This is a genomic window from Aestuariivirga sp. (assembly GCF_047602625.1).
Classification (GTDB): Bacteria; Pseudomonadota; Alphaproteobacteria; order Rhizobiales; family Aestuariivirgaceae; genus Aestuariivirga.
Window position 1 is genome coordinate 156,120 of record NZ_JASGGV010000001.1, and the last position, 13,049, is coordinate 169,168.

The window sequence follows — 13,049 nt, forward strand, 5'->3', positions numbered from 1 at the left end:
GTTTTCGAGGGGGCATTTCAAAGGAGCGCACGACCATGACCTTCTCGATCACCACCGGCATCGGCAATGTTGATTTGAACAGCGGCATCACGCTGATCACCTGGCCCATTCTCGGCACTGACGGCGATGATGTGCTGCGCGTGTTCAGCGGCTTTCCGCCTGCCTATTATCCCGACCAGACCTACCAGAGCCGCAGCATGTTCGGCTATGGCGGCAATGATACGCTGATCGGCGGCTATGGCGATGACCGCCTGTTCGGCGGCGACGGCGATGACACGCTGTTCGGCAATTACGGCAACGACACGCTGGATGGCGGCGACGGCACGGACACGGCGGATTTTGCGTCTTACATCGTGAGCGGAACCGGCGGCGGCATTTTCGGCGTGTTCTATGGCAACAGCTGGCATCCCGGTTACGGCGTGAACGTCAATCTTGAATTCGGCACCGCGCGGTCGATGGACCAGGTAAATCCCGAAACCGATACGCTGGTGAGCATCGAGAACGTGAACGGCACCAGCTACGCCGACATTCTGCAGGGTGACGAGGGCAGTAATGTCCTCAACGGCCGCGAAGGCGATGACTGGCTCTATGGCTGGGGCGGCAACGACACGCTGATCGGCGGTGACGGCACCGACCTGGTGGTTGGCGGCGATGGTGACGATTTTCTGCAGGGCGGCTTCGGCACTGACTATCTTTATGGCGGCAATGACAGCGACACGGTGGACTACAGCTATTCCAGCCATGGCATGTCGATCAGCCTCGGTGGCGGCGCAGCTTACGCGCTCGACGGCAGCGGCATCGACAGCGACTCGCTGAACGGCATCGAAAACGCCAACGGCTCGCTGGGCAATGACGTGATCTCCGGCAGCGATGACGTGAACATCTTGCAGGGCCTCGATGGCGATGATCTTCTGCAGGGCCTGGGCGGCGATGATTATCTCTTCGGCGGCAATGGCAATGACGTGCTCATGGGCGGCGCCGGCGGCGACAACATGGATGGCAGTGCGGGCGAGGACCGCGTCGACTACTCCACCTCATCCGCGGGCGTGACGGTGCGCCTTGATTTCAACGGCGGCGATGGCGGTGATGCCACGGGCGATACTTACAACAGCATCGAGGATGTGACAGGCTCTGCCTTCACCGACACGCTGGTGGGCGATGGCAATGACAACCGGATCGACGGCGGCGGCGGCAATGATTTTCTCTATGGCGGCGATGGCGATGACGTGCTGACGGGCGGTGCAGGCGCCGACACGCTGTTCGGCCAGAACGGCAGCGATACGGCCTCCTATGCCGCCTCATCGGCTGGCGTGACGATCAATCTCGCCGCCCATACCGCGGCAGGCGGCGATGCGGCGGGTGACGCGCTGCTGCTGATCGAAAATCTCGAAGGCTCGGCCTTCGCCGACCGGCTGACCGGCGATGCCAATGACAATGTGCTCTCAGGGCTGGCTGGCAATGATACGCTGGCAGGCGGCCAGGGCAACGACACGCTGCTTGGTGGATTGGGCGTCGATCACCTGAACGGCGGGGCCGGCAATGACGTATTGACCGGAGGCGCGGGCGCTGACGTTCTGACCGGCGGCGCTGGCGATGACAGCTTCGATTTCACCGCCTTCAGCGATACGGGGCTGGGCGCCGCGCGCGACCGCATCACGGATTTCCAGCAGGGCCATGATCACATCGATCTGAGCGCGCTGGGCGCTTTCACCTTCATCGGCGAAACCGGCTTCTCGGGCGCGGGCGATGAGGTGAGTTCGCACATTGTCGGCGGCAACACGCTGGTGGAGATCGACACCGGCGGTGCGCCGGGTGCGGAAATGCAGATATTGCTCACCGGCGCGGTGCATCTGACCACCGGTGATTTCATCCTGTAACTTACGCGACGGGCGGGGCGGAGCGGCGCTGCCTCTGCCAGTCGGTGAGGATGTGGACGAGCAGGGCGAGGAAGACGACCGTGCCGCCGATGATGGTGCGCTCGCCCGGCACCTCATTGTGGATGAGCCATACCCAAACCGGCCCCAGCACCGGCTCGAGCGTGCTGACAAGCGCCGCCACCGCCGCCGGGATCAGCCGCGCGCCGGTGGCGAAAAGGGCGAGGCCAAATCCGAGATTGACGGCGCCGAACAGGAACAGCCAGCCGAGGTTCACGGCATCGACGCTGTAGCTTCCCGCCAGCACCGCGCCGATGGCGCAGGCCACCATCATGCCGAAGCAGACGGCGGGCGTCATCCTGACGCGCGGCGCATGGCGGGTGATGACGGTGGCGGTGGAAAACAACAGCACGATCAAGATGGCGAGGCCATCGCCCAGCGGCGAGACTTTCCCCGAGAACGACGCCGACACCATGATGCCGACGCCGGCGATCACCGCCACGATGGCCGCCCAGGTGGGGAGTGACACCTTTTCGCGGAACAGCACCCACACCATCAGCGCGGCGCATAGGGGGGCCGCGGCCTGGATGAGCAGGATGTTGGCGACCGTCGTGTGCTGCAGCGCCACCACATAGGCCGAGGATGCGCCCGCGAAACATAATCCCACGCCGATGCCCGGCAGCCCCATGGCGCGGAACAATTGCACGGTGCCCGAAAGCCCGTCGCGCCACAGCATGAAAGCGAGCAGGAACAGCGCCGCGAACAGCGAGCGCCAGAACACGATGGTCCACGGATCGGCAATGCGGATAAAGCGCGCAATGGTGCCGCCAAAGCTCCACACCAGCGCCGCACCCGCGACAAGCAGGACGCCTTGCGTGAAGGCGGAGGATGCTGGCTGTGTGGAAGGCAAGGCGGCGGAGGCTTGCGTCATGGGCGGGGGATTTAGCGGATGGCGGGCTGACTGTCATCCCGGTGGCGGTTGGTGTCATGATCTACTTCACCTGTCATTCCGGCGGATGCCGGAAACCAGGCTTTCAACCGCCATGCCGCTGACCAAGTCTGGGCACCGGCTTTCGCCGGTGTGACAAATAAGCGGTGCGGCTCTTGCGTCTTCCCCGCGCGTCCGGGACGACGGCCCAACAAAAAACCCCGGCGTTTCCGCCGGGGTTTTGCGTTCCTGCGAACCAGCCTGCCTTAGCAGCTGTAGTACATGTCGAACTCGACCGGGTGCGGCGTCATGCGGTAGCGGTCCTGTTCTTCCTGCTTGAGATCGAGGTAGCTGTCGATCTGGTCCTTGGAGAACACGTTGCCCTTGAGCAGGAAGTCGTGGTCGGCCTTGAGGCTATCGATGGCCTCCTGGAGGCTGCCGCAGACGGTGGGCACCTGGGCGAGTTCTGCCGGCGGCAGGTCGTAGAGGTTCTTGTCCATGGCAGCGCCCGGATGCAGCTTGTTCACGATGCCGTCGAGGCCCGCCATGATGATCGCCGTGAAGCCCAGATAGGGGTTGGCGGTCGGATCGGGGAAACGCACTTCCACGCGCTTGGCCTTGGGATTCGCCGTGAAGGGAATGCGGCAGGAGGCCGAGCGGTTGCGCGAGGAATAGGCGAGCAGCACCGGGGCTTCATAGCCCGGCACTAGGCGTTTGTAGGAGTTGGTCGACGGGTTGGTGAAGGCGTTCAGCGCCTTGGCGTGCTTGATGACGCCGCCGATGAAGTAAAGGCAGGTTTCGGAGAGGTCGGCATACTGGTTGCCGGACATCTGCGTCTTGCCGTCCTTCCAGATCGAGAAGTGGCAGTGCATGCCCGAGCCGTTGTCGCCGAACACCGGCTTCGGCATGAAGGTGGCCGTCTTGCCATAGGCGTGCGCCACGTTGTGGATCACATATTTGTAGATCTGCATGTGGTCGGCGGCGGTGACCAGCGGCTGGAAGCGGGTGCCAAGCTCGTGCTGCGAGGAGGCGACCTCATGGTGGTGCTTCTCGACGATGAGCCCCATCTCGCCCATCACCGACAGCATCTCGGAGCGCATGTCCTGCGCCGAGTCCATCGGGTTCACCGGGAAATAGCCGCCCTTGGTGCGCATCCGGTGGCCCATGTTGCCGGTTTCATACTCGGTGTCCGAGTTCTTCGGCAGTTCGATCGAGTCGAGCTTGAAGCCGGTGTTGTAGGGCGAGGTCGAGAAGCGCACGTCGTCGAACACGAAGAATTCGGCTTCGGGGCCGACGAACACCGTGTCGCCGATCTTGGTGGACTTGAGATAGGCCTCGCAGCGCTTGGCGATCATGCGCGGGTCGCGGGCATAGCCTTCGCCGGTGCCGGGCTCGAGAATGTCGCAGAACACGGCGAGCGTGGTCTGGGCATAGAAGGGGTCCATGTGGGCGGACGTCGGATCGGGCATCAGCACCATGTCGGATTCATTGATGGCCTTCCAGCCGGCGATCGAGGAACCGTCGAACATCAGGCCGTCGGCCCAGGCGTCCTCGCCCATCTGCGAGACGTCCATGGTGAGATGCTGCATCTTCCCGCGCGGATCGGTGAAGCGGAGGTCGACGTATTTGACGTCCTTTTCCTTGATCAGTTTCAAAACGCCGGCGGCGTCCAATGCCTTGCTCATCGTCTGTGCTTCCCTTTTGGAGTTGTATTCTGGATTAGAGCGCGTCCGGGCCGGCCTCGCCGGTGCGGATGCGGATCGCTTGCTCGATGTTGGAGATAAAAATCTTGCCGTCGCCGATACGGCCGGTGCGGGCGGCGTTCTGGATGGCTTCGACAGCCTTGTCCACGAATTCATCCGCCATCACGATTTCGATCTTCACCTTGGGCAGAAAGTCCACGACATATTCCGCCCCGCGATAAAGCTCCGTGTGCCCCTTCTGCCGCCCGAAGCCCTTGGCTTCGGTGACGGTGATGCCTTGCAGGCCAACGTCCTGCAAAGCCTCCTTCACTTCATCGAGCTTGAAGGGCTTGATGATGGCTTCAATCTTTTTCATGCCGGGTACTGCCTCGCGTTAACGCGCGATTAAGGGTGCAGGGGCCGTGCCAGTTGCTGCACTGCGGCGATTCAAGGGGTTAGACGGTATCCCTCTCTGGCTCGGCGTAAAAACTGCCTATAAATCATGCAAATTGATTAGGGAATGTGCAGATTTGCCGCCCTTGGCACTTAGCCATGCGCTCGATCACCCGGCGCTCGCGGGCGGGGAGATCGGTATAGCCCGTGGCAAGGATGCGCTGGGCGAATTGCCTGACGGCGTCGGCGGAGTGATCGGAGGCAGTCATGGGCGGGGTGCTGAAAAGGTGAAACCCGCAATGCCCCAGGTCTTTCCTTGGGCAAAATAAAGAAGGCGGCGGACATCTCCCGCCGCCTTGTTGTGGAATCGGATTATACGGCTTTCCGCCTGCGCCGTAGGCCAACCACGCCCAGCGCGCCAAGCCCGGTGGCAAGCAGAGGCAGCGCGGCAGGCACGGGAACGGCCGAGGTCGTCACTATAAAGGCCCCGGCACCGCCGCCAAAGGGCGACAGCTTGGCAATGCCGGTAATCGAGTAGGTGCCGATGGCAAGAAAATAGACAGCGCTTGAAAAATTCTTGTCGTTCACAGCGCAGGTCACGTCCGTGCCGCAATTGGAGCCTGTCGTAGCCGCCGAAGTCTCGCCAAGCGAGGAACCGAAATTGAAGATTTCGAAGACATCGCCGGAATTGAACAGATCCGTCACAAAGAGCTGGCCCGGCGAGGTCAGGGTGAAATCCCACGACGGGGCGGGCGCAGGCGTGGTGCCGGGATTGGTTCCGGGAATATAGCCCGTACCTCCCACGAGGCTCGAGCCGGAGCCGCCAAAGCCGAATTCATAGAGCGTATCGGTGTTGATGGCGGTGGCCGACGCAACCGCCGCCGACAGGCATAAGCCTGCCCCTGCGGCTGCAATAATTTTCAACAATTTCACGGCGTTGCTCCCGGTTAAAAGGCGAATCACACGACCCTCTTAACTTAGCGTTAACCATTTCTTGTCGCGAGGCAAGCAAAGGCTGCGAAATAGCCAAGTGTACTGTTTGGCTTGGGTCCGCCGCCATGTTGTCTATAAGTGAGCCATGGCCGACCTCCTGACGCCCGCTGAAATGTACCGCGCCGACGCCTATGCCGTGGAGGCGGGGGTGCCCTCCCTCACGCTGATGGAAAATGCCGGGCGCGCGGTGGCAGAGGAGATCGTCCGACGCTTCGGGGCAAGGCCGGTACTGGTGCTGTGCGGGCCGGGCAACAATGGCGGCGATGGTTTTGTCTGCGCACGCTATTTGAAGGCCTGGGGCTGGCCGGTGCGGCTGGCGCTGCTGGGTGAATTGGCTGCGCTCAAGGGCGATGCCGCCGCGATGGCGGGCAGATGGGCTGGGCCGGTGGAACAGGGCGTTGCGATTGCGGGCGCGGGGCTGATTGTCGATGCGCTGTTCGGGGCAGGGCTTTCCAAGGATTTTCCGGCTGAACTGGCCGATGCGATCAATGGCACAGGCGTGCCCATCGTGGCGGTGGATGTGCCATCGGGGCTTGATGGGGCAACAGGCCGGCCGCGCGGGGCCAGCGTTCAGGCCGACGTGACGGTGACTTTCTTCCGCAAGAAGCCGGGGCACCTGCTGATGCCCGGGCGGGAGCTGTGCGGCGCGATGGTGGTGGCGGAGATCGGCATTCCCGCTGCGGTTCTGGAACGTATCGGGCCGCGCATTTCTGAGAATGGCGCGCCAGATCTTCCGGCGCTCAAGGCTGATGGCCACAAATACGGGCGGGGCCACGCGGTCGTGGTGAGCGGCGGGCCGCTCAACACAGGGGCTTCGCGGCTGGCGGCCACGGCGGCGCTGAAAAGCGGCGCGGGCCTGGTGACGCTTTCCGGTGCTCGTGAGGCGCTGCTGGTGCAGGCCGCGCAGGTGACGGCGGTGATGCTGTCAGATATTCCGTTCACGGATCATCTCGATGATGCGCGCAAGACCGCCTATTGCATCGGCCCGGCGGCGGGAGTGGGGGATGAAACGCGCCAGAAAGTTCTCGCCGTGCTGCGGAGCGAGGCGGCGCTGGTGCTCGATGCCGATGCACTTACTTCGTTTTCTCAGGACCGCGGTACGCTGTTCAAGGGCATTGCGGCCAAGCCCGGAAAGGGCGTTGTGATGACCCCGCATGAGGGTGAGTTTTCCAGACTCTTCAATGGCTTGTGGAACGAATCGGATTCAAAGTGCGAACGCGCGCTTGCCGCCGCGAAAGCGTCCTCGGCGGTGATCGTTCTCAAGGGCGCGGACACGGTGATCGCCTCTCCCGAAGGCGAGGCGCGCATCAACAGCAACGCCCCGCCATCGCTTGCTACTGCAGGCTCGGGCGATGTGCTGGCGGGCATCACCACGGGATTGCTGGCGGAGGGCATGGCGGCCTTCGACGCGGCCTGTGCCGCCGTATGGCTGCACGGCGATGCCGCCACCCGCCACGGCCCGCGCGGGCTGACGGCGGAGACGCTGGTGGAGTGTTTGTGAACAAACCCCTGCCGCTTCTGCTCGCCGTTGGATTGGCGCTGGGCTGCAATTTTCCGCTGGGCAAGCTGGCGGTGGCGGCGGGCGTAAACCCGGCATTGTGGGCGGCGCTGATTTCGGGCGGCGCGGGACTCATCGTGCTGGCAGTCTCCCACCTTCTCGAGCGGCAACAGACGGAAGCGCCCATGGCGCGCTTCGCGGTGATCTCGGGGCTCGTCTCCTATGTCGCGCCCAACTTCCTCACCTTCGCGGTGATCCCCAAGATCGGCGCGGGGCTTGCGGCCATCATGTTCGCGCTGTCGCCGGTGGTGACGGCGCTGCTGTCGATGGTTTTTCGCGTCCGGCCGCCGAACCCGCTGGGCTTCATCGGCATCGCATTGGGGCTGGCGGGCGCGGTGCTCATCATCATCGCCCGCAATGCGAGCCTCACCGGCGGGGATGGCCGCTGGATTCTGCTGGCGGCGCTGATCCCGCTGTTTCTGGGGGCAGGCAATGTCTACCGCACTATGGCGTGGCCCAAAGGGGCCGCGCCCATGCGGCTGGCGGCGCTGACCAATCTCGCCGCCGTGCTGCCGTTGCTGCTGATCGCGGCGGTGATGGGCGGGCTTGATCTTTCGGCGCTCATGAAAATTCCCGGCCTCGTGGCGGCGCAGCTTCTTGTATCCACGCTGATGTTCATGATGTTCTTCCGCCTGCAACAGGTGGGAGGGCCCACCTATCTGTCGCAGATCGGCTATGTGGCGGCGGCGGTGGGCGTGGGCTTTGGCGTGGCCCTCATGGGCGAAACCTATCCGCTGGCCGTGTGGCTGGGGGTGGCCATCGTGGCGGCGGGCGTGGCGCTTTCCACCCTTGCGCAGCTGCGGGGGGCCAAGGCGTAAAAGCCGCCGTTTCCCGCTGGCATCGCCCAAACCCCTCTGCTATAGACGCCGCCGATTGCAACCCCCGGGGGCTTCTGGCTCCAAGCTGCGGGCGTGGTGAAATTGGCAGACACGCAGGATTTAGGTTCCTGTGGGGAAACCCGTGGGGGTTCAAGTCCCTCCGCCCGCACCAGCCGGCCATTTGATCACCGGGCGCCAAATGATTGACAAGACAGAGCGAGACACATGCAGGTTACCGAAACACTGAGCTCCGGCCTGAAGCGCGAATACAAGGTCGTCGTCAATGCCGACGAACTGAACAAGGAGCTGGACGCCAAGCTCGTGGAGCTGTCGCAGCGCGCCAACATCAAGGGCTTCCGCCCCGGCAAGGTGCCGGTGCCGCATCTGAAGCGCGTCTATGGCAAGTCGGCGATGGCCGAGGTGGTGCAGAAGGCGGTGGACGACAAGAGCCGCGCCGTTCTGGAAGAGCGGAATCTCAAGCCCGCCTACCAGCCCGAAATCAAGCTGCCGGAAGACGAGAAGGAAGTGAATGCCGTGATCGACGGCAAGGGTGACCTCGCCTTCTCCATGGCCTTTGAAGTGATCCCCACATTCGACGTGCAGGATCATGGCGGCCTCGAATTGACGCGCCATGTGGTTGACGTGACCGAAGACCATGTGGGCGAAACGCTGAAGCGCCTCACCGCGCAGGCCAAGACCTTTGAAGACAAGTCCGGCCCCGCCGAAAACGGCGACCGGGTGACCATCAGCTTCGTCGGCAAGATGAATGGCGAAGTCTTCGAGGGCGGTTCGGCCGAGGATGTGGGCCTTGAGCTTGGCTCCAACCAGTTCATCCCCGGCTATGAGGAACAGCTCGTCGGCGCCAAGGCGGGCGATACCCGTCTCGTGAAGGTGACCTTCCCCGAGAACTACGGCATGAGCGATCTGGCCGGCAAGGCGGCCGAGTTCGACGTCACCGTCAGCAAGGTGGAAGCGCCGAAGGAAGCGGTGATCGACGACAGCTTCGCCGAGAAGCTGGGCTTCAAGACGCTGGCCGAACTCAAGGACATGCTGAAGTCGCGCGTCGGCCAGGAATTCGGCCAGATGACGGCCATGAAGCTGAAGCGCGACGTGCTGGACCAGCTCGACAAGCTCTACAGCTTCGAGCTGCCCGAGAAGCTCGTCGAAAGCGAGTTCAACTCGATCTGGAGCGCGCTCACCAACGAGATGCAGCGCTCGGGCAAGAGCTTCGAGGACGAGGGCACCACGGAAGAGGCGGCCCGCACCGAATACCGCGCCATCGCCGAGCGCCGCGTGCGCCTGGGCCTCGTGCTGGGCACGCTGGGCGAGAAGGAAGGCGTTCAGGTGAACGAGCAGGAGCTGCAGCAGGCGCTGCTCAGCCGCGCCCGCCAGTTCCCCGGCCAGGAAAAGATGGTGTTCGACCATTACCGCAAGAACCCGCAGGCGCTGATCGAATTGCGCGGGCCCATCTTCGAGCAGAAGGTGGTGGACCTCATCGTCGGCAAGGCCAAGGTGACGGACAAGAACGTCACCCGCGAGGAACTCCAGCACATGGTGCAAGACGAGGACGACCACGAAGGCCACGACCACGGCTGAGGTTGGTTCTGATATTGACGAAGCGGCCGGGAATATTCCCGGCCGTTTTGTTTTTTGGAAGCCTACAGGCCGAGTTCGCTGTGCGAGCCGAGCCTGACCAGATCAAGCTGATGATCGTCGGGCTTGCGATAGATGAGCACCAGATCGGGCTTGAGATGAAGATCGCGGTGATCGCTCCATTCACCTGAGAGCGGATGGTCGCGGAGTTTTGCCGGAAGCGGGGCGTCGGCGATGAGGAGTTCAAGCACGCCGACCAGTTCGGCATCCAGTACGCGGCCATGACGGCCGCGCGATTCCCGCTTGTAGTCCTTCTTGAACTGCGACGTGCGGTTAATCGTCCGCATGCAGGTCGGCCATCAAATCCTCGATGGTGCCCGCTTTCTTGAGCGCGCCGCGCCGGGCCGCCTTCATGGCAGATACGGTTTTCGCATTGGGGACAAGAGGCTCGAAGGGAAGCGCTTTTTCCGCCGCCACCTTCACCATCAGCAGGCGGAAGGCATCCGACACGGTCAGGCCCATGGCCGCCAGAACGGCGGCGGCCTTTTCCTTGGTCTTGCTGTCGATGCGGGCGCGAACAACGTCATTGGCGGCCATGTTCATTCTCCTTGAGCTACAATGTAGCTCACATGACGCCTGTCTTCAACCCGCCCCTACAGCATCCACTCCACCGGCAGCCAGCCGATCATGGTGACGATGAGCCTGCGGAAGGTGGTGGTGTTGGGTTCCACCTTGCTGATCAGGCGCTGACCATCGGGCCCGGTCTCGATCCAGCCGAAGCGGTGCCTTCGGCGCAGGAACACCTCATAGGAGGCGATGGGCGCGTTGATGTCGAAGAAGGCGGTGACCTGCTTTGCCAGTTTTTCGGACTCGATCAGCAGCCCCATCTCGCAATTGAGCAGCGCCGAACGCGGATCGAAATTGAACGAGCCGACGAAAACGCGCTGTCCGTCCACCGCGAAGGTTTTGGCGTGAAGGCTGGCGCCGGATGAACCCAGCACGTGAAAGCCACGTTCCTGCTTCGAGCGGCGGACGGCGGATTTGAGCTCGTAGAGCTTGATCCCGGCGCGCAGCAGCCGGGCGCGGTATTTGACGTAACCGGCGTGTACCGCAAGCACATCGGTCAATTCCTGGGCATTCGTCAGCACACGGATTTTAACCCCGCCGCGCGCCAGCGACATGAGCGCCCGGCTGCCCTGCTTGCCGGGAATGAAATAGGCGGAGACGAGATCGAGGCTTTGGCGGGGCGAGCGCAGCACATGCATCATTTCCGCCAGCATGAGCTGCTTGCGTCTTGCCAGCCCCAGGCCCTTCAGCGGGTCGTCGCTCGAAAGCCTGGCATCCGTCCATTCGAGATCGAGCGAGCCCGCGACAAGATCATCGATGATGGCGGAGCCGCGCGTTTCCTCAAGATAGGCGCGGGCATTGTGATCGCGCGCCGCCGCATCGGCATCGGCGAGCAGCCGGGGCAGGGCGCCCGGCCGCTGCGTGAGAAGCGGCGCAACCGGGTAACTCGATTTGCTGTCCCAGTAGCGGTCGAAATCCGTGGCGATGTCCTTCACCACCGTGCCACAGGCGAGGACATCCAGATCCTCGAACAGGGAGCCGCGCCCGGCGCCGAAATATTCGTCCCCAATGTTGCGTCCGCCCACCACCGAGGCCACGCCGTCGACGGTGAAGGATTTGTTGTGCATGCGTCGGTTGGTGCGCACCGGCGCGATGAGATAGCCAAGCCACAGTGGCCAGCGGATGGTGCGCGGATTGAACAGGCGGACGTGGATCATGGGATGCGCGTTGAGGGCAGCCAGATCGGTGTCGAGATCGCGCGTGCCGCTGTCATCGATCAGCAGCCTTACCCTGACGCCGCGCTCTGCCGCCGCGTGGATTTCGCGCAGCATGAGAAGGCCGGTGAGGTCGCGCCGCCAGATATAGATCTGGATATCGATCGAGGCTTCCGCCGCCCGGGCCAAGAGGATGCGCACCGAAAAGGCATCGGGTGCCGAGGCCAGCGCGTGAATGCCCGTCTTGCGGGGGTGGCGGGCCTGCCGATCAGCGATGTGCCGCCCGAGACGCGTGGTGTTTGACGCGGGAAGGGCGGTGAGCGGCGGGCCGTCCTCCCGCGCGGGCAGCGGGAAGGCGAGGCGCAGGGCGGCCACGCCCAGCGCCAGAAGCGCAATCACGCCAATGAGATAGGTCAGAAACATCGCCATCAGCCGCACTATGCCCCAGCTCTGCGGCAATTCAGCGAAATTTATGGGCAGGCCTTGACAACGATATATCGCTCGCTATATCGCTACCATACGATATATCGAATGAACGATAGATCGTTTTATGGAGAAATACATGAAACCATTTTCACACCGCTGCGGCGAAGGACTCGACAGGGACGCCGAAGGCCAGTCTGCCGGCCGGCACCATTGGGGCCGCCATCACCGCGGGTTTTGCCGCCACGAGCGCGGCGAAGGCCGTGACCGGGTTGAAAGCACCGGCAACAGCGTGCTTGATGCGCGCCGCCGCGAGGTTCTGGAGAAGATCGAGGCCGAGCGCGCCAAGCTGCGCGAGGAAGCCAAGGCTTTCGCCGAATTCGCCGCGCGTGAACGCCGCGACGCCGACCAGGCCCTGTTCGACCGCTTCATGGCCGAACGCGCCAAGGGTGCGGGCGAAACGCCTGTCACGGAGGCATAAGGGGAGGAACGATGTTCGGCCATTTCGGAAAGCGGCGCGGCAGCCGGATGTTTGATTCCGGCGACCTCCGGCTGATCGTGCTGGGGCTGATCGCCGAGCAGTCGCGTCATGGCTATGACATCATCCGCGCCCTCAAACACCGTTTCCGGGGCGCCTATAGCCCCAGCCCCGGATCGATCTATCCGATGATGCAGATGCTGGAGGAGCAGGGGCTGATCGCCCCGCGCGACATCGATGGCCGCCGCGTCTTCGACATTACCGAGGCGGGACTCAACCACCTATCCGAACGCGCCGCCGAACTGGCGCGCATCCAGGAGCAGGTGGACCGCTCTGCCGGCCCACGCGACGATTCAGACCTCGGCCGTGAAATGTCGGCCTTCCGCCACACGTTGTTCCACCGCATGCGCGAGGGCGGGATGACGGAAGAGCAGTCCCGCAAGCTGGGCGCAATCCTCAAAACCGCCCGCGAGGCGATCGAGAAGCTGTGAGTTTGCTTTCCTTCTCCCCTTGCGGGAGAAGGTCCGG

At 63.4% G+C, this 13,049-nt stretch carries 14 protein-coding genes and 1 tRNA gene; 7 read left to right on the forward strand and 8 right to left on the reverse strand.

The window, feature by feature from the left end; all coding sequences use genetic code 11:
* The first annotated feature begins 35 nt into the window (after positions 1 to 35).
* A complete protein-coding gene (locus QM694_RS00760) occupies positions 36 to 1,877 on the forward strand; it encodes a hypothetical protein (protein WP_415005048.1) in 1,842 nt (613 codons plus the stop codon).
* Between the two features lies 1 nt (position 1,878).
* Here the strand turns inward: QM694_RS00760 and QM694_RS00765 are convergent, their stop codons facing one another.
* The 5 genes from QM694_RS00765 to QM694_RS00785 all read right to left on the reverse strand — a co-directional run bounded on the left by QM694_RS00765 (position 1,879) and on the right by QM694_RS00785 (position 5,810).
* The gene (locus QM694_RS00765) at positions 1,879 to 2,805 is read right to left on the reverse strand and encodes a DMT family transporter (RefSeq protein WP_415005049.1); all 927 of its coding nucleotides are present in this window, start codon (positions 2,803 to 2,805) and stop codon (positions 1,879 to 1,881) included.
* Positions 2,806 to 3,068: 263 nt separating this feature from the next.
* Positions 3,069 to 4,487, reverse strand: coding sequence for a type I glutamate--ammonia ligase (gene glnA / locus QM694_RS00770; protein WP_415005050.1), 1,419 nt, complete (start codon positions 4,485 to 4,487; stop codon positions 3,069 to 3,071).
* Between the two features lie 34 nt (positions 4,488 to 4,521).
* Entirely contained in the window at positions 4,522 to 4,860 is a 339-nt protein-coding gene (locus QM694_RS00775) for a P-II family nitrogen regulator (protein ID WP_415005051.1), read from the reverse strand.
* Positions 4,861 to 4,984: 124 nt separating this feature from the next.
* On the reverse strand, positions 4,985 to 5,146 hold the full coding sequence (locus QM694_RS00780; protein ID WP_415005052.1) for a hypothetical protein: 162 nt from the start codon (positions 5,144 to 5,146) through the stop codon (positions 4,985 to 4,987).
* Between the two features lie 103 nt (positions 5,147 to 5,249).
* Complete coding sequence (locus QM694_RS00785; RefSeq protein ID WP_415005053.1) at positions 5,250 to 5,810, reverse strand: VPLPA-CTERM sorting domain-containing protein; 561 nt, start codon at positions 5,808 to 5,810, stop codon at positions 5,250 to 5,252.
* Positions 5,811 to 5,955: 145 nt separating this feature from the next.
* On the opposite strand from QM694_RS00785, the gene QM694_RS00790 reads away from it, so the two are divergent.
* The 4 genes from QM694_RS00790 to tig all read left to right on the forward strand — a co-directional run bounded on the left by QM694_RS00790 (position 5,956) and on the right by tig (position 9,842).
* A complete protein-coding gene (locus tag QM694_RS00790; protein ID WP_415005054.1) occupies positions 5,956 to 7,371 on the forward strand; it encodes an NAD(P)H-hydrate dehydratase in 1,416 nt (471 codons plus the stop codon).
* Entirely contained in the window at positions 7,368 to 8,246 is an 879-nt protein-coding gene (locus tag QM694_RS00795; protein WP_415005055.1) for a DMT family transporter, read from the forward strand. Before QM694_RS00790 ends, QM694_RS00795 begins: the two co-directional genes overlap by 4 nt.
* Before the next feature lie 87 nt (positions 8,247 to 8,333).
* Positions 8,334 to 8,418, forward strand: a tRNA-Leu gene (locus QM694_RS00800).
* Positions 8,419 to 8,471: 53 nt separating this feature from the next.
* Complete coding sequence (tig, locus tag QM694_RS00805) at positions 8,472 to 9,842, forward strand: trigger factor (RefSeq protein WP_415005056.1); 1,371 nt, start codon at positions 8,472 to 8,474, stop codon at positions 9,840 to 9,842.
* A gap of 62 nt (positions 9,843 to 9,904) precedes the next feature.
* Here the strand turns inward: tig and QM694_RS00810 are convergent, their stop codons facing one another.
* The 3 genes from QM694_RS00810 to QM694_RS00820 are packed head-to-tail and all read right to left on the reverse strand — an operon-like array spanning position 9,905 to position 12,049.
* A complete protein-coding gene (locus tag QM694_RS00810; RefSeq protein WP_415005057.1) occupies positions 9,905 to 10,186 on the reverse strand; it encodes a type II toxin-antitoxin system YafQ family toxin in 282 nt (93 codons plus the stop codon).
* Complete coding sequence (locus QM694_RS00815; protein WP_415005058.1) at positions 10,173 to 10,436, reverse strand: type II toxin-antitoxin system RelB/DinJ family antitoxin; 264 nt, start codon at positions 10,434 to 10,436, stop codon at positions 10,173 to 10,175. The genes QM694_RS00810 and QM694_RS00815 overlap by 14 nt, the downstream gene beginning before the upstream one ends.
* A 56-nt stretch (positions 10,437 to 10,492) precedes the next feature.
* Positions 10,493 to 12,049 (reverse strand): phospholipase D family protein, encoded by a 1,557-nt coding sequence (locus QM694_RS00820; protein WP_415005059.1) that lies wholly within the window; start codon positions 12,047 to 12,049, stop codon positions 10,493 to 10,495.
* Between the two features lie 133 nt (positions 12,050 to 12,182).
* On the opposite strand from QM694_RS00820, the gene QM694_RS00825 reads away from it, so the two are divergent.
* Positions 12,183 to 12,524: a DUF2852 domain-containing protein gene (locus QM694_RS00825; RefSeq protein ID WP_415005060.1), complete on the forward strand. Its 342-nt coding sequence runs from the start codon at positions 12,183 to 12,185 to the stop codon at positions 12,522 to 12,524.
* Between the two features lie 11 nt (positions 12,525 to 12,535).
* Positions 12,536 to 13,012 (forward strand): PadR family transcriptional regulator, encoded by a 477-nt coding sequence (locus tag QM694_RS00830; protein ID WP_415005061.1) that lies wholly within the window; start codon positions 12,536 to 12,538, stop codon positions 13,010 to 13,012.
* Positions 13,013 to 13,049 lie beyond the last annotated feature (37 nt).